Source organism: Megasphaera cerevisiae DSM 20462 (assembly GCF_001045675.1).
In the GTDB taxonomy this organism is placed as follows: domain Bacteria; phylum Bacillota; class Negativicutes; order Veillonellales; family Megasphaeraceae; genus Megasphaera; species Megasphaera cerevisiae.
In genome coordinates, this window is the sequence record NZ_LEKT01000044.1 from 1 (window position 1) to 16,072 (window position 16,072).

Annotated in this window: 13 protein-coding genes; 5 read left to right on the plus strand and 8 right to left on the minus strand. The window is 47.4% G+C overall.

What is annotated here, in order from left to right:
* A partial coding sequence (locus tag AB840_RS17175; protein ID WP_048514969.1) for a hypothetical protein occupies window positions 1-239 on the plus strand: 239 nt, incomplete at its 5' end.
* A gap of 119 nt (window positions 240-358) precedes the next feature.
* The gene (locus AB840_RS11370; RefSeq protein ID WP_048514970.1) at window positions 359-727 is read left to right on the plus strand and encodes a DUF2513 domain-containing protein; all 369 of its coding nucleotides are present in this window, start codon (window positions 359-361) and stop codon (window positions 725-727) included.
* A gap of 32 nt (window positions 728-759) precedes the next feature.
* Here the strand turns inward: AB840_RS11370 and AB840_RS11375 are convergent, their stop codons facing one another.
* The 6 genes from AB840_RS11375 to AB840_RS17630 all read right to left on the minus strand — a co-directional run bounded on the left by AB840_RS11375 (window position 760) and on the right by AB840_RS17630 (window position 10,735).
* On the minus strand, window positions 760-1,335 hold the full coding sequence (locus AB840_RS11375) for a histidine phosphatase family protein (RefSeq protein ID WP_048514971.1): 576 nt from the start codon (window positions 1,333-1,335) through the stop codon (window positions 760-762).
* Window positions 1,336-1,464: 129 nt separating this feature from the next.
* Window positions 1,465-5,004 (minus strand): pyruvate:ferredoxin (flavodoxin) oxidoreductase, encoded by a 3,540-nt coding sequence (nifJ, locus tag AB840_RS11380; protein WP_048514972.1) that lies wholly within the window; start codon window positions 5,002-5,004, stop codon window positions 1,465-1,467.
* 288 nt (window positions 5,005-5,292) lie between these two features.
* Entirely contained in the window at window positions 5,293-6,459 is a 1,167-nt protein-coding gene (locus AB840_RS11385; RefSeq protein WP_048514973.1) for a class I SAM-dependent methyltransferase, read from the minus strand.
* A 23-nt stretch (window positions 6,460-6,482) separates the two neighbouring features.
* On the minus strand, window positions 6,483-7,322 hold the full coding sequence (locus AB840_RS11390) for a bifunctional 5,10-methylenetetrahydrofolate dehydrogenase/5,10-methenyltetrahydrofolate cyclohydrolase (protein WP_048514974.1): 840 nt from the start codon (window positions 7,320-7,322) through the stop codon (window positions 6,483-6,485).
* A 14-nt stretch (window positions 7,323-7,336) separates the two neighbouring features.
* Window positions 7,337-9,313, minus strand: coding sequence for a penicillin-binding transpeptidase domain-containing protein (locus AB840_RS17625; RefSeq protein WP_048514975.1), 1,977 nt, complete (start codon window positions 9,311-9,313; stop codon window positions 7,337-7,339).
* Between the two features lie 3 nt (window positions 9,314-9,316).
* Complete coding sequence (locus tag AB840_RS17630; protein WP_048514976.1) at window positions 9,317-10,735, minus strand: CCA tRNA nucleotidyltransferase; 1,419 nt, start codon at window positions 10,733-10,735, stop codon at window positions 9,317-9,319.
* A gap of 153 nt (window positions 10,736-10,888) precedes the next feature.
* Between AB840_RS17630 and AB840_RS11405 the strand changes: the two genes are divergently transcribed.
* Both AB840_RS11405 and AB840_RS11410 read left to right on the plus strand, forming a co-directional pair.
* Complete coding sequence (locus tag AB840_RS11405; RefSeq protein ID WP_048514977.1) at window positions 10,889-11,416, plus strand: cob(I)yrinic acid a,c-diamide adenosyltransferase; 528 nt, start codon at window positions 10,889-10,891, stop codon at window positions 11,414-11,416.
* 24 nt (window positions 11,417-11,440) lie between these two features.
* Window positions 11,441-12,703: a M20 metallopeptidase family protein gene (locus AB840_RS11410; RefSeq protein WP_048514978.1), complete on the plus strand. Its 1,263-nt coding sequence runs from the start codon at window positions 11,441-11,443 to the stop codon at window positions 12,701-12,703.
* 11 nt (window positions 12,704-12,714) lie between these two features.
* Here the strand turns inward: AB840_RS11410 and AB840_RS11415 are convergent, their stop codons facing one another.
* Window positions 12,715-13,923: a multidrug effflux MFS transporter gene (locus tag AB840_RS11415; RefSeq protein WP_048514979.1), complete on the minus strand. Its 1,209-nt coding sequence runs from the start codon at window positions 13,921-13,923 to the stop codon at window positions 12,715-12,717.
* A complete protein-coding gene (locus AB840_RS11420; RefSeq protein ID WP_048514980.1) occupies window positions 13,914-14,603 on the minus strand; it encodes an HAD family hydrolase in 690 nt (229 codons plus the stop codon). The genes AB840_RS11415 and AB840_RS11420 overlap by 10 nt, the downstream gene beginning before the upstream one ends.
* 189 nt (window positions 14,604-14,792) lie before the next feature.
* Between AB840_RS11420 and AB840_RS11425 the strand changes: the two genes are divergently transcribed.
* Entirely contained in the window at window positions 14,793-16,061 is a 1,269-nt protein-coding gene (locus AB840_RS11425) for a cation diffusion facilitator family transporter (RefSeq protein WP_078791784.1), read from the plus strand.
* The last annotated feature ends 11 nt before the right edge of the window (window positions 16,062-16,072 follow it).

Here is a 16,072-nt window from a genome sequence, read left to right on the forward strand (position 1 = left end):
GCGTGGAAGTAGAACGAGCTTTCAGTTTAGCGAAACGTCGGTTTGGCCTTACTCAAATCAGAACCTATCTGAAAGAAACGACACAGAGTGTGATAGCGCTGTCTATTTTGGCACTGAACCTGGGAAAACTCCAGGCTATTCAGTGTACGCCAATTTTATTTTACCTACAGGTACTACTGTGGAAGGTAAAACGGGCCTTAAAATGGCTGCCGTGTCAAAAAGTGGCTTTTGTGCAGTAGACATTAATTACATATTGTTATATATTCCGAAAGAGAATTAGCTTCTATATCCATTCCAAAACAGGCATTTTTTGATTCATTTTGTTATGCTACAATGAATCAAAAAGGAGCTGAGTTCTATGCAATGCGATTGGGATTTAATACGCAGTATTTTATTATGGGCTGAGCATCATTGTGATGGCTCATATATCGTATCTGCTGATATGATTATCCTGTCAGGCTATACCCCATCTGAAATAAATGGCCACTTGAAACTGCTGGAAAACAGCGGTTTCCTTATCAATGACTATGGCACAAATTCAAAACAGGCGTGTCATATCTATTTCAGCAGGCTTACCCGCCAAGGGCAGCATTATTTAAACGCTGTCCGAAATGATATGATATGGAGAAGAACTAAATCAGTTCTCGCCCTGATAAGCCTTCCCCTGACACTTTCTCTCGTCCAGGATCTTGCCGTCGCTATCATAAAAAGCAGCTTGGGATTCTGACAAGATACCGGCATCCATTCTCAAAACTATTGTTATATCGTAATTTCGACAATCTGACCATTGCGGACAGGCTTGCTGCGTCTGAAGGCTGCCATATATTCTGCAGCAGGCCGGCCGGGATTTTGATATACGAGAAGGAAATTACGAATAAATTGCCCATGCGTAAAAAGAACAATAAATCGTTCCCGCCGGCGCTGTAAAATATCCATCGTCAAATCAATTCTGCCGATAAGGTCCTTATAGCTTTCCGCGCCTTCACCATCCATATATTCTGGATCTGATTTACGCCAATACGCAATAACACGGGGCCGCCGCTGCACAGAGGTCGTCCCAATGCATGTCGCCGGAGCCAAATAGACAAATTCGTGAATACAATCCCAAATACCCGTAGCCGCTTCCGGAAAGCGACCAATGGTCTGCATCGCGGTCTGCTGTGCTCTCAAATACGGTGAAGTGGCTATTAAATCGGGACATTTCGGGATTTGGAGCGCCAACGCTTGCGCTTGTTTTATCCCCAGCGGAGACAAGGGAATATTTTTATGATCCTGCGTTGCTTCGCCGGCATTCGCAACGCTTTCTCCGTGACGGACAAGCCAGATTTTTTTCATGATATACCGCCTTCCTTTTTTGTCTCTACCTGTATTGTATCATGCCTTCTTTCAAAATAAAACGGGGCCGCCGCATTATTCAGTATACTGCGGTAGCCTCGTCTTTATTGTATTCAAATGAATATGCGGTTATTTATCTGCCAGCTCTTTGTAAATTTCATATTTCTTTTGGGCAAACTCTTCTGCCTTGACAAACAATTCATCTGCCAGTTCCGGGAAGGTCCGCGTCAGTGCGGCATACCGGGTTTCACCCATAAGATAGTCGCGGAATGATTCTTTAGGTTCCTTAGAGTCCAGGATAAAGGCATTTTTTCCTTCCTTTTGCAGAATGGGATTATACCGGTACAAATGCCAATAGCCGCAATCTACAGCTTTTTTCATTTCTGCCTGCGCATTGCCCATCCCACCGCTCAAGCCATGATTGATGCACGGAGAATAGGCGATGATAATAGACGGCCCATCATACGCTTCGGCCTCTTTGATAGCCTTGATCAGCTGATTGGGATCTGCTCCCAGGGCTACTTGCGCAATATAGATATGTCCATAGGTCATCAGCAGCCGCCCTAAGTCTTTCTTGTTAAACTTACGTCCCGAAGAGGCAAATTGAGCCACTGCCCCGACTGGTGTCGCCTTGGATGACTGCCCGCCTGTATTAGAATATACTTCCGTATCGACAAGCATAATATTGAGATTGACATTCATAGCGAGAACATGGTCTAATCCGCCATATCCAATATCATACGCCCAGCCGTCGCCCCCATACATCCAAATGGTTTTTTTGATGATGTGTTCTTTATGCGCCAGTATATATTGCTGCAGGCAGGCCGCTTCGCCTTTCAGGCTGGCCGTTGTCAGCGCTGCAATGTATGCACGGCTGATGTCTTCTGTCACTTCGCCTTCGTTTGCTACTCCCAGGGAATCAAGCCAATCCCGAATAGCAGTCTGCAGCTTGCCGTCCGTCATGGGCAGCAGCTTTTCCGATTTCAAACGGATATCTTCACGCTGCTGATCCATGGATAAGGACATGCCCAGGGCAAATTCCGCATTATCTTCAAATACAGAGTTAGACCATGCTGGACCAAAGCCTTCCCGATTTGTCGTATATGGAATACTCGGCATGGCCGATCCCCATGCCTGTGTGCAGCCAGTAGCGTTAGCCACAATCATGCGCGGGCCGAAAAGCTGCGTCAAAATCTTCATGTATGCAGTTTCAGCACAACCGGCGCACGCTCCTGAGAATTCAAGAAGTGGCTGATTAAATTGACTGCCCTTGACAGAAAATTTATCGAGTCCTGTATCTTTCGGAATAATCTGCTGAGCATATTCCCAATTAACACTTTCATGACGCTGCGTATCCAACGGTTCCATAATCAGTGCTTTTGTCTTTGCCGGACACACGTTGACACAGGTGCCGCAGCTATAGCAGTCCAGTGGTGAAACCTGGATGCGGAATTCGTATGGCTCCAATCCCTTTCCGACAGCCTTTTTGGTCACAAATTCGGCAGGCGCCGCTTTCTTTTCTTCAGTTGTTACCAAATATGGACGAATAGCCGCATGAGGGCAGACAAGAGAACAGCGATTACACTGCACACAGTTTTCAGGAATCCATTTGGGAACCACCGAGGCTACGCCGCGTTTTTCATATTTCGTCGATCCAAGCGGATAGGATCCGTCGGCATATTGAACAAATTCGCTGACAGGGATCGTATCGCCAAGCTGCGCATTGGCAGGTTCACAGATTTTTCTGATAAAATCAGGGGTGTTGCATTCTTTTTTAATTTCCGAAGCGTTCGGAAGCTGTTTCCAATCTGCCGGCACCTCGATTTTCACAACATCGGTAATACCGCGATCCACTGCGGCCTGATTCATGGCAATGACTTTTTCGCCTTTTGTAAGATACGTTTTTGCGATAGCGTCTTTCATATGTTTCACAGCGTCGCCGACAGGAAGAATTTCCGTCAGCTTAAAGAATGCGGCTTGCAGAACCGTGTTGGTACGATTGCTGCCCAAACCAATTTCTTCGGCAATCTTCGTGGCGTCGATGGTATAAAAATGAATATTCTTCTCGGCAATCTGCCGTTTTACCGCATTGCTTAAATGTGTTTCCAATTCCTCCGCATTCCAGCTGCAGTTGAGAAGGAAAATACCGCCGTCCTTAATTTCGCTTACAATATCATAACAGTCCATGTACGCCTGTTTATGGCAGGCCAAAAAATCTGCTTCTTTAATGTAATACGTCGCACGGATCGGTTTCTTGCCGAAACGGAGATGTGATTTTGTCACACCGCCGGATTTTTTCGTGTCATATTCAAAATATGCCTGCACATACATATCCGTATTGCCGCCAATAATTTTGATGGAATTTTTATTGGCGCCTACCGTGCCGTCAGAGCCAAATCCCCAGAACTTGCAGTTGACCGTTCCGGTCATATCGACCTTGATAGGTATATCCGGTATAGACAAATGAGTAACGTCATCTACAATTCCTACCGTAAAATGTTCTTTCGGCTGTAATGCTTTCATGTTGTCAAAGACAGCATGGATCGAAGCCGGTGAAACATCCTTGGACGATAAGCCGTACCGACAGGCCAAAACGGAAACAGCCTTGCCCGTATGCTTGACTGCGGCACAGATATCGACGAAGAGAGGATCACCCAGCGCCCCCGGCTCCTTAGTGCGGTCCATAACGGTAATACAGCGAACCGTATCTGGCATAGCTTCCAGAAAATGTTCCAAAGAAAACGGGCGGAACAGGTGAACTTGCACATAGCCGGTCTTTTTTCCCTGCGCGTTAAGCGCATCGATGGTTTCCTGGATGGCTCCGGTAACGGAACCCATGGCAACAATGACATATTCTGCATCTTCTGCTCCGTAATAGTTGAACAGCTTATAGTCCCGGCCTGTGAGCTCGCTGATCTGGTCCATATAGTCTTGTACGATGAAGGGCAGTCTGTCATACCAAATATTATTTGCTTCGCGAGACTGGAAAAACATATCCGGATTGGTTACCGTACTGCGCATAACCGGATGTTCCGGATTAAGGCCATGCCGTTTAAAATCATACAGCGCTTCCTGATCAATTAATTTTCTCAATTCTTCTTCCGGCAGCATATGTATTTTTTGAATTTCGTGAGACGTACGGAAACCATCAAAAAAATGCATAAAGGGCACATGACCTTTGATAGCTGATAAATGTGCCACAGCTGCCAGGTCAGCACATTCCTGTACACTAGCGCTGCAAAGCATGGCAAATCCGGTGTTGCGACAGCCCATGACATCGGAATGATCGCCAAAAATAGACATTGTATGCGTCCCAACCGTACGAGCTGCCACATGGAGGACAGCTGGCTTTAATTCCCCGGATAAGCGGTGCATGACAGGAATCATCAGCATCAACCCCTGCGAAGCCGTAAAAGAGGAACAGAGACTGCCGGTTTCGGATGCCCCGTGAACAGCGCCGATAGCACCTGCTTCCGATTGCATTTCCACTAATTTTACAGGTTGCCCAAATAAATTTTTCCGTCCCTTGGCAGACCATACATCGACATGCTCCGCCATCGGTGAAGACGGCGTAATTGGGTAAATCGTCGCCACTTCCGTAAAGGCATACGCCACATCAGCAGTCGCTTCATTCCCATCCACTGTTTTGATTAACTGTTTTTTAATCATTAGGAATCACTCCTTGTGCAATAAAAAAAAATATATTTTATTTTTTTTTCGGTATAACGTTTAACTAAAGTATAGCCTCGTTCTCTATAAATGTCAAGAATAGCGTCGTTGCTTTTTATGCATATTACAGCAAGTATGGATATAACAGCAGAATAGCTTTTTTTATTGCTCATCAATAAAAAAAATACTAAAAGCCACTGTACCCGGATTTCCCCTTTAGGACAATGGCTTTTAGTATAAAAACAGCAGGCAATTATTATTTAATTTTTACAATGTGCAGGAGTTTTATTAATACCACCGTGTCATAGGCAGATCATTATTAGTGCCCTTAGTCATAAGAATTTGATGAAGGTCAATATTACCGATATAGAAGGAAACAGCGCAGCCGCATAAATACAGATCCCACATGCGGGCAAATTCTTCTCCCCGGCTGGCAATGACCTGATCTCTCACTCCCTGGAAATTATGATACCAGCACATCAGCGTCTTATAATAGTGCCGGCGCAGACTTTCCACATCCAGCACCTGAAATTCATTGTCATAGGCGCGGCTGATAATCTCCCGCAGAGAGGGCAGTGTGCCGCCCGGGAAAATATATTTGCGCATCCACGGATTACTGACGCTTTCATCGTGTCCGCTGATATAATGCAGCAGAAAAAGGCCGCCTTCCCTCAGCAAGTGACTTGCTGTTTCCATATAAAGTCCGTAATTAGAGCGGCCCACATGCTCCAGCATACCCACACTGACAATCCGATCATACGTCTTGCCCTCCTGCAATAAATCACGATAATCCACCAGATCGATCTGCACCTGACCGGTGAGTCCCATCTGCTGAATTCGTTCCTGCCCTTTTTTCCACTGCTCCTGACTGAGTGTGCAGCCATAGCCTTTGATCCCATATTTTTTAGCTGCTTCGATGAGCAGATATCCCCAGCCGCAGCCAATATCCAGCAGTGTCATGCCCTTTTGGAGATGCAGCTTTTCCAGAATATAGTGAACCTTGTTATGCTGCGCCTGCTCCAGCGTATCCGTATCGTTTTTAAAATATGCGCAGGAATAGCTCATGGATGGATCAAGCCATAATTGATAAAAGTCATTTCCCAGATCATAGTGGGAAGAAACTTGCTTTTTCTGATTGGATTTAGATTCCGGCGTATATAAAATACGGCCCAAAGCGCCCTTATCCAATGAAAATTGACTGGACTGGCTCAGGATGCATTTCAGAGCCGTAAATAAATCTCCTTCAATTTCCATAGTTTTTTTCATATACGCTTCTCCCAAAGCCAGGGATGTGGAAGACAATAATGCCTTTTTCGGAATGTCTTCATGAATAATGACTTTAAAAAGAGGCTCGCCCTCTCCGATCGTATAGGATTTCCCATGTAATTCAACAGCAAAGCAATGACTGTCAAACCGATGTAAATAATGAATTAAAAACGTATCCAGAATATGCATATTGTACACCTCATCTCAAAAATTTACGTTCCCTGTGTATGTCCACAGACAACATTTTCCAATACCATCATCGTCGTGACGGCGCCAACTCCGCCCGGCACGGGCGTCATGGCTCCGGCAACCTCTGTCATCCCCTCATAGTCCACATCACCGATGGTGATACCGTCTACACGGTTGATACCGACATCAATGACGACAGCACCAGATTTAACCATGTGAGCCGTTACAAGACCCGCTTTTCCGGCAGCGGCAATGACTATATCCGCTCTGCGGGAAAGCAGCGGCAGATTCTTTGTTCGTGTATGACATTGAGTAACCGTCGCATTTCGGTTCAGACAAAGCTGTGCCAGCGGCTTTCCGACAACATTGCTTCTGCCGATAATCGCCACTTCTTTTCCTGTTAGGGAAATATGGTAATAATCAAAAATGGCCATTACCGCCTTGGGAGTGCATGGCACAAAACCAGGCCGGCCGGTAACTAAACGTGCAATATTGCTGTCCGTCAGACCATCTATATCTTTTTCCGGATCCATGCAATTAACAATCCTATGCGTGTCCAGCCGCCGCGGCAGCGGCATCATCGGCAGGATACCCCAAATATGTTTTTGCTCATTGAAGTATTCCAGCATGTCAATCAATTCATCTTCCTGCGCAGCGGTTTCCTTATAGTAAATCTCTGCCGAAAGACCGACTGAATGGGCTACCTTCTGCATTGATTTGGCATACATACCCGACGGGCGATCGGCACCTATCAATATAATCGCCAGTTCCGGCTGTATATCACGCTTGTGTAAGTCATCCAGGCGGCGTACGATTTGTTCACGGTGAAATGCGGCCACCTGTCTTCCGTCTAAGATCTGCACCCTTATATCCTCCTCTAACGCATAAAAGTTACTGTGACATCACTCCCGGGAAGGGCATAGCTTCCCGCTTTAGGATCTTGATATACGGCTTGTCCCGTGCCGTTTGGTACGAAGCCAAGACCGGCCTGATTCAGCCAGTCATTGACCTCGCGGCTGTCCCAACCCATAAAGGACGGAATAAAAACTCCGTCGTCAGAGTGTTGGATTACCGGGATATCCCGGTGTTTTTCCGGCTCTGCCGCTGCCCGAACGGGCTTCCCTTCTATCGGTTGGGACGGGCGTATACCCTTGATACGCACGATTTCTGTCATAATTTCCTTAAAAACCGGCGCTGCTACCTGGGCGCCATAATAGACTCCGTTTGGATTATCGACAACGATAAGAACTACATATTGCGGATCCTCCAATGGGCCAAAGCCAACAAAGGAACCAATATATTGTCCTTCAGCATATCCCGTTCCTTCTTTATTCAGACGCTGAGCCGTACCGGTCTTACCGCAGAACTGATATCCGTCGATTTGCGCGTTCTGTCCGCCGCCAGAGGAAATTTCTTCCGCCATTATTTTACTGATAGCCTGACTTGTTTCTTTAGTAACCGGCTGTCCTACCTCCTGCGGCTCCGTTTTTTGATAGACAGAACCATCTGGATTGTCAATCTCTTTGACAACAAAAGGCTTCATCATATGCCCGCCATTGGCCATAGCGCCAAAGGCCTGTACCATTTGCAGCGGGGTCACGGCTACGCCCTGACCAATCGCCATAATCGCTTCATCGACCTTACTCATCGTGCTGGGATTAAACAAAATTCCAGCACCTTCTCCGGGAAGATCGATTCCTGTCGGCTTTCCAAAACCAAAGCGTTCCGCATATTCCGTCAATATTTTACCGCCTGTTGTCAATCCGATTTCTGACATACCGGTGTTGATGGAGAATTTTAAAATGTCCTTCAAGGTGACGTTTCCCAAACCTTGATCATCCCAGTTGTAGATCGTGCGGTCATCGATATGAATATATCCTACATCGTGATATACACGATTCAGATCCCACTTACCCGAATCAATAGCAGCCGCAGCCATAATCGGCTTAAAGGTCGATCCTGGTTCATATAAGTTGACAACCGCACGGTTTTTAAATTTTTCAGGGCTGCCCTTGCTGTATTCATTGGGATCAAAGGTCGGCCGGCTGGCCATAGCCAATATTTCTCCCGTCTTGGGATTTATAATAATGATTGCGGCCCCTTCCGGATGACTGCGCTCCATAATGCCGTCCAACCCTTTTTCTGCTTCATATTGAATCGTACTGTCGATCGTAAGACGTACAGACCGTTCCTTGTCAGGTAATATTTTTTCGAGGGCCGAGTCAAAAATCGGCACGTTGTTCCTATCTGTCGTCAAACGAAATTTTTGGATGTTACCGCGAATTTCTTTGTCAAACACCATCTCGACACCGTCAAGGCCCTTATCATTTTCACCGACAAATCCAAGGAGCTGCGCAGCCATTGGGCCGTTTGGATAAAAACGGCGGCTTTCATCGACAAACCGCAGGCCCTTCAATTTATCTTTTTTAATAACTTCCTCCAGCGCTTCATATTTCTCGTGGTCCATCGTACGGTCCAGCCAGACAAAGGCCGTATCCCGGCCCAGCCGTTCTTTTATGATATCTTCTTTGATGCGCAGGTATGGAGCCAGAATATGCGCCATTTCCGCAGGTGTCCGATCCATCATAGTCGGATCTGCATAAAGGGATTTGGCCATTTCGCTGATAGCCAGTACCGTGCCGTCCCTGTCGACAATCGTACCGCGCGGTGACTGCAGCTTGCGGTCTTCTTCGGTTTGATTATCCGCCCGCTGTGCCAGATCCGCGCTTTTGACGATCTGGAGCCAGAACAGCCTGCCACTGACAAGACCGCAGAATCCCAGTAAAAAGATGACACATACAGTAATCCGCCTGCGTATGTTTTTATATTGTTTAGCATCCTTATCTAACAGCATTCTCTATTCCCCATCATGACGCTTCATCCATTTACCGGCCGCTTCGACCAGTATATCTGCCGTATTCTGCAATTCCTTATTTTGAACCCGTTTTAAAAGCACCTGCAAACATTGACCCGTATGCCGGCCGCAGATTTCTGGTATACGCCGGTCATAGCGCAGATCTTTGGGACTGACCGGCATTTGCCAGGCCCGTAATTCCATATATTCGCCGAAAGATCTTGTACCGCTCGCATCAGCATGCGGATGACCACAGCCCAGTATATCGGCACAGGCAACTTCAATGGCCTGACCGACCGCATTTACCAGATGGGCCGTACGCCGGAACGGCCCTTCCCGCGCTTCACGACGCAGCCATTTATCTACATCGCCCTGTCCTGTATTGGCAAAATAATGAAACTTCATGTGCGTCTTGACAAGCCAGGCGACCCGATCGGCAAAGTCCGGGCTTTTCTGCCACCGCCGCAATATCTGCCGGGCGATTTCTGCCCCCTGGATGTCATGACCATAATCGGTATACCGACCGTCATGGATACCACGGATACCCGGCAGCCCTTTCGCAATATCGTGAAAAAAAACAGCATACCGAATAATCGGATCGGCCGGTGAATTTGCAACTGAAGCCAAGGTGTGAAACCAGGCATCAAACATATGAAACGGCTTGGATTGAGGTGTATCCGGCAAATGGCTGCATTCCGGCAAAATCGGAACCGCTTCATACTGGCCATTCAGTTTCCGGCGGCAGGCACAGGCCCCCAGTCCGGACCGAACAAGAACGTCAAGACCCTTGTATGCGGCAGGCGTTACCATAAGACGGTCAATTTCACTGACCACCCGTTCCAGCGACAGTCCGGCAACACGGGGAAATGCCAGCGGCATAGCCTGCGTTAATTTGCAGACAGGAAGAAAATCAAGCTGTCCAATGAAGCGGCAGGCCCGGAACAGACGCAGCGCGTCCTCTCGAAAGCGCTGTGCTGGATCGCCTACCGTAATAAGCCGTTTCTCCCGAATATCCTTTTGCCCTCCTGTATAATCATATATCTGCCCCTCTGCATCCATGGCCAGGGCATTGATTGTAAAATCACGGCGCAGAACATCTTCCTGCAAGGTATTGGCATACCATACGTGCTCGGGCCGGTGACTATCCTGACCGTATACTTCGCCGCGAAAAGATGCGGTCTCAATCGTCATCCCCTCTGCGGCGATGACGACGACGCCAAACCGGTCACTTTTGATTTCTACTGTATGCCATCCCTTTTGGCTGGCAACCTCTTTTATTTCCTCAGGCCGTGCAGAGGTCGTGACATCATAGTCATGAGGCACTTTGCTCATCAGCATGTCACGGACAGCGCCGCCTACAATATAGGCTTCGTATCCGGCTTCATTCAATGCAATCAGCACCTTGCGCACGATTTGATTCACATCCAGCCCTCCCAAATCATTTCATTTTTATCCTATATTATAGCATTATAGCACGATTGTAAAGATAATGAATAGTCATTCGTTATAGTCTACCCCGCTGAACGGCCATGTGCTATACTTAACCTGTATAAAATTTAATTTGGGAGGTGCTTCATGGATACGGGATTGATTCATATTTACTGTGGTGACGGCAAGGGAAAAACAACTGCCGCACTGGGCCTGACAATACGTTGTGCCGGACGGGGCGGCCGCATTATCTTTGCCCAGTTTTTGAAAAGCAGAGATACCGGAGAGATTCAAGCGCTGCAGCGCTTTGACACGATTGCCGTCATGCGGGGAAAGGGTACTCCTAAATTTACCTTTCAAATGACACCCGCGGAGCTGGCCCAGGTCAAAGATGAGCAAACCCGCTTGCTGCATCAGGTACTGGCACGGTGCCGCAGGGAAACACCCAATCTGCTCGTTTTAGATGAAATACTTCCGGCATGCAGCTTAGGGCTGCTGGCGGAAGACGAGGTTGTGAACTTCCTGAAAACCAAACCTGCTACTGTTGAAGTGGTTATGACCGGACGCAATCCGTCCCAACGCTTCCTTGATATGTCCGACTACGTATCAGAAATATGCAAGCGCAGGCATCCTTTTGACAGAGGGATCCATGCCCGCATCGGTATTGAAGAATAACTACATGACAGAGGGGATATACATATGAGAAATGATATTTTGAAAACGATACAGCAATATGCGGCGGAACTCGTCGCCATTCGTCGTCACTGCCACCAATATCCAGAATTATCCCGGCAGGAAACAAACACGCTGAACTTTATTGAAAATAAGCTGAATGAATATGGAATTGCCAACCGCCGTGTTGATAAAGGGGGCATCATCGGCTGGATCGACGGCAAAAAAGCCGGTAAAACTATATTGCTGCGCGCCGATATTGATGCTCTGCCTATTGATGAATCAGAAGCTAATTTATCCGGCCCGCGTGTCTGCATTTCCCGCAATCCGGGTGTCATGCATGCCTGCGGGCACGACGGTCACATTGCAATGGGACTGATTGCCGCCAAGGTGCTGCATGAACGGAAAGAACAGTGGAATGGAAAAATCATCCTCATGTTTGAACAAGGAGAAGAAGAATCGGGACCGCTGGCATATCTGCTCCGTTTTCTGGAAAAAGACAGCGGCTGGCATATTGATGCCTGCTATGCCACTCATGTCCGCTGGGATATTCCTACCGGAAAAATTGCGGTCTGCCACGGCTCTCCCATGGCTGGCGGCTTCGGCTTCAAAATTAAAATTAAAGGTCATGGCGGTCACGGCTCACGCCCGGATCTGGCAGAAAGTCCCATCGACTGCTTCCACGATTTTTACGGTAATCTCCAGGCCCTGCGCCTGCGTTCCGTATCTCCCATGGAATGCCTGTCCGTATCCGTCGGCAGTATCCACAGCGGCAATACCCTCAATGTCATTCCCAATGATCTGACGTTTGCCGGTACCTGCCGCTTCTTCAACTATGATAAGGCGGGAAAACGATTTTACGAAGAATTTCTTCATCTGCTGAAAAATGCCTGCGATTCTTACAATTGTACTTATGAAATCCTGCATATGCCCCTGCCTTTGTTTGAAGTACAAAATAACGAAACATGCGTCGCAATAGCGGAGGCGGCCGTCAAAAAATATATAGGGGAAGATATACTTTACCCTTGTGAACCCTGGATGGCATCAGAAAGTTTTGCCATTACCTCTCGACTGTATCCGGGCGTATTGACCTTTACAGGAATTGCCAATAAAGCCAAAGGCAGCGGCGCCAACCATCATACGCCGGAATTTGATCTGGATGAAGATAGCCTGATCTTTGGAACCGCTGCCTGTGTAGGATATGCATTGGATTTTCTGCAAAAGCAGCCAGTGATTATCTTTCAAAAACCAACAGAGCCGTTGGAAGATTTAGTTTCCAGAAATATATAAAAAGGAAGGGCTCACAAGGGCCCTTCCTTTTTATGTTTCGGTGCAATAGCAGCATAAAACACTGCCATTGCACCCGCTTCACCTGCAACCATGGCAAGTCCCATGGGAATCGCCGTATAGCTGCCGGCAATCCCCACAACAGGAGCCATCACGGCACCTGAAATCATAGAGAAAAAACCGATGAGCGCTGCCGCACTCCCGGCGTTTCGCCCTTGCTCCTGCATAGCCAGAGAGAAACTGGCAGTACTCATGGCCGCCAGCGTCGAAACCGTAACAAACAGAACTGCCGCTACCAGAAAAAGCGGTGCCTGCATAAAAAAGCAGACTAATACGCCGGCGCTCCCCGCCATCGCAATCCACAACGACAGACGCAGCAGCTTCCAATCCGGAATCGTTCCTGCCAGCCGTCCCGTCACCGCGCCGCTGATCAACAACCCGATCCCATTGATCCCAAAAATAAGGCTGAAAATTTGGGGCGACACACCGTACACGTTTTGAAATACAAAAGAAGATCCGGCTATATATGCAAAAAAAGCGGCAAAGGCAAAGCACTGCATCATGCAGTGTCCCATGAAATACACTTGGCCAAAGAGATGCCTGAACCCCTTTATACTGGCCAGCACTCCACCGCTGGCACGATGCCTAACCTGCAGTGTCTCCGGCATAACAGCAGAACTGACTGCCAAAATTCCTCCTATAAAAGCAAGAAAAACAAAGATGCCCTTCCACGTCGAAAATTGCAGAATCTGGCCGCCAATGACCGGTGCTAAAATAGGAGCAATTCCATTGACCAGCATAAGCATAGAAAAGAAACGGGTAAGGGCCGGCCCCTTGCACACATCCCTGGTAATTGCCCTTGCAATAACGATGCCGACCCCGCCGGAAAGCCCTTGCACCAGACGAAATAACAGAAAAACATATATGGACGGTGAAAAAATACATCCCACCGTCGATGCCGCAAACAAGGCCATGCCTATGATGAGCGGTTTACGCCGCCCTTTGTCATCACTGACCGGACCGGCAATGATCTGCCCGGCAGCCATACCTGCCATAGAAGCGGTCAGCGTAAGCTGAATCATAGACGGACTGACATCGAAATCATTCATCATCACGGGCAGAGCCGGCAAATACATATCCGTCGACAGTGGCGCAATAGCCGTCAGCATGCCTAATAAAACCGTCAAAAGAGCCATCATCCGTTTACGATGAATTACAGGCATATACTCACCTCCCTTGAATCAGTTCGGCCCATTAATACAGTGGGTATTTCCGCCAAAGATGTACATTTTCTCCAGGCCTTGGCTGCGGCTGACTCTGACAGCTCAATAAGATCTGGAATCCAGACTGCGGGAATACCCGCTGCCGCAGCGGCTAAAATCCCGTTCTGCGAGTCCTCTATAACTAAGGCCCGGTCAGGAGCGATTCTCAATTGACAGCATACTGCTAAAAACACATCGGGTGCCGGTTTGCCATGCGCCACATCCTCCCCGCTCTGAATAATTTGAAAATACGAGCGAACCCGGTTCTTTTCCAATAAATATCGGATCACTTCCGGAGGTGAAGAAGAAGCAACGGCACAATGTATATCATGTGCTGCGGCGAAATGCAAACACGCTGTCAGTCCCGGCTTGCCGGGAATAGTATGATCCCGGTAATATTGCAGCTGATATGCCATTTTCTCACGACAAATTACTTCATACGGAAATTCCGGTCCGAAATGCGCTTGCAGAATCTGGCAGAGACGCCGGTTATCCATACCAAGAAGCTGATAAAACACTTTTTCACTCAAGGTATAGCCATACTTTGCACAAACGGCCTTCCAGGCAATATATGAGATGGGTTCAGTATCAAACAGCGTCCCATCCATATCAAAAATCAACAACTGCGGCATGTCCCTCATTAGTATTACTCCTTTTTACACCTTCTCCAGGTGTGTCTCTATTATATATGAAACCAAAACACTCTGCAAAATACGCAGCCGGTACTCTTTCGTATACACTGCAAAATCAGGTTCCTTCTCTTGTCTTCACTTGCATCTCTGAAAAAACTTGTTATAATCGTAGGTAATTTGTGCGGAAAGGTGATTATTATGATAGCAGCAATTATTCGATTATATATTAAAAATTACGAAAATACAACGGATAAAAAAGTCCGCGAACAGTACAGTATCTTTGGCGGAATCTTAGGTATCATCTGTAACTTATTTCTTTTTATCAGTAAATTTCTCATCGGCATGACAATGAACAGTATGTCCATTCTGTCTGACGCGTTTAACAATCTCACCGACATGGGCGCGTCCTTTATTTCTATTATCAGTGCCAAATTAAGCAACCGCCCGCCGGATAAGGCGCATCCTTTTGGTCATGGGCGTTTTGAATATCTGGCTTCTCTGACGATTTCCATTATTATCCTGATCGTAGGCTACAAGCTTTGTGAAACTTCTGTAATGAAATTTTTTGAACCGGAAACCATGGAATTTTCCTATTGGAGCATGGCCATTCTCCTGCTCTCTATTGCCATCAAAGGCTGGATGTGTTTGTACAACCGCTATATTGCGCGGAAAATCAATTCCAGTGTCAATGAAGCAACCGCCTCCGACAGCATCAATGATGCCATTGCCACCGCAGGCGTGCTGGCCGCTACAATTCTTCAGCAATTCACAGCACTTCCTGTCGATGCCGCCGCTGGAACGGCTATCGGTCTTTTGATTATGTACACCGGCTGTGGTATCGCCAAAGATGTCATCAATATTCTCCTCGGACGGGCTCCGAATCCCGAATTGGTTCAGCAGATTGTGCAATGTGCCCTAAAATGCCCCTATGTAGTCGGCGTCCATGATATCAAAATCCATGACTACGGGCCAGGACGCATGTTTGCCTCACTTCATGCGGAAGTACCGGATACGGCAGACTTAGTTGAAGTTCACGCCGCTCTGGATGTACTCGAGGATGAACTCATAGATGCCTTCCAGATGGAAGTCAATATCCACATGGATCCATTGTGCACCAATCCCCATATCATCAATAAAGTACGGCATATTCTAGACGCTATTATCCAAAAAAAATATCCGCACTATCATACGGATAACCTGCGTATAACTGCCGGTATGGTTCGCCTGAATATCATTTGTGACCTGCACATTCCTCCCGAAGAATATACACCAGACCACATCCTAAAAATTCATCAGGAAATCAATGACGCTATGCGGCAATATAATGAACGCTATCGTGTCGTCCTGGCCAAAATAGTACCAGAGCAATACCTTCACGCCAAGCGGGCGCGCTTGAAAGATAAAAACTGCCGTCTGGCGGCGCAAGAAGCCAAAAATGAATCTGCTGAAAGGCAGATCCATGATTAACTTCCCGCGGC

What these genes read in the sequence shown, in the direction of transcription:
- AB840_RS11370 (WP_048514970.1), top strand. Translation starts at nt 359, where the DNA reads ATGCAATGCGATTGGGATTTAATACGCAGTATTTTATTATGGGCTGAG.
- AB840_RS11375 (WP_048514971.1), bottom strand. Translation starts at nt 1,335, where the DNA reads ATGAAAAAAATCTGGCTTGTCCGTCACGGAGAAAGCGTTGCGAATGCC.
- nifJ (WP_048514972.1), bottom strand. Translation starts at nt 5,004, where the DNA reads ATGATTAAAAAACAGTTAATCAAAACAGTGGATGGGAATGAAGCGACT.
- AB840_RS11385 (WP_048514973.1), bottom strand. Translation starts at nt 6,459, where the DNA reads ATGCATATTCTGGATACGTTTTTAATTCATTATTTACATCGGTTTGAC.
- AB840_RS17625 (WP_048514975.1), bottom strand. Translation starts at nt 9,313, where the DNA reads ATGCTGTTAGATAAGGATGCTAAACAATATAAAAACATACGCAGGCGG.
- AB840_RS11405 (WP_048514977.1), top strand. Translation starts at nt 10,889, where the DNA reads ATGGATACGGGATTGATTCATATTTACTGTGGTGACGGCAAGGGAAAA.
- AB840_RS11410 (WP_048514978.1), top strand. Translation starts at nt 11,441, where the DNA reads ATGAGAAATGATATTTTGAAAACGATACAGCAATATGCGGCGGAACTC.
- AB840_RS11415 (WP_048514979.1), bottom strand. Translation starts at nt 13,923, where the DNA reads ATGCCTGTAATTCATCGTAAACGGATGATGGCTCTTTTGACGGTTTTA.
- AB840_RS11420 (WP_048514980.1), bottom strand. Translation starts at nt 14,603, where the DNA reads ATGAGGGACATGCCGCAGTTGTTGATTTTTGATATGGATGGGACGCTG.
- AB840_RS11425 (WP_078791784.1), top strand. Translation starts at nt 14,793, where the DNA reads ATGATAGCAGCAATTATTCGATTATATATTAAAAATTACGAAAATACA.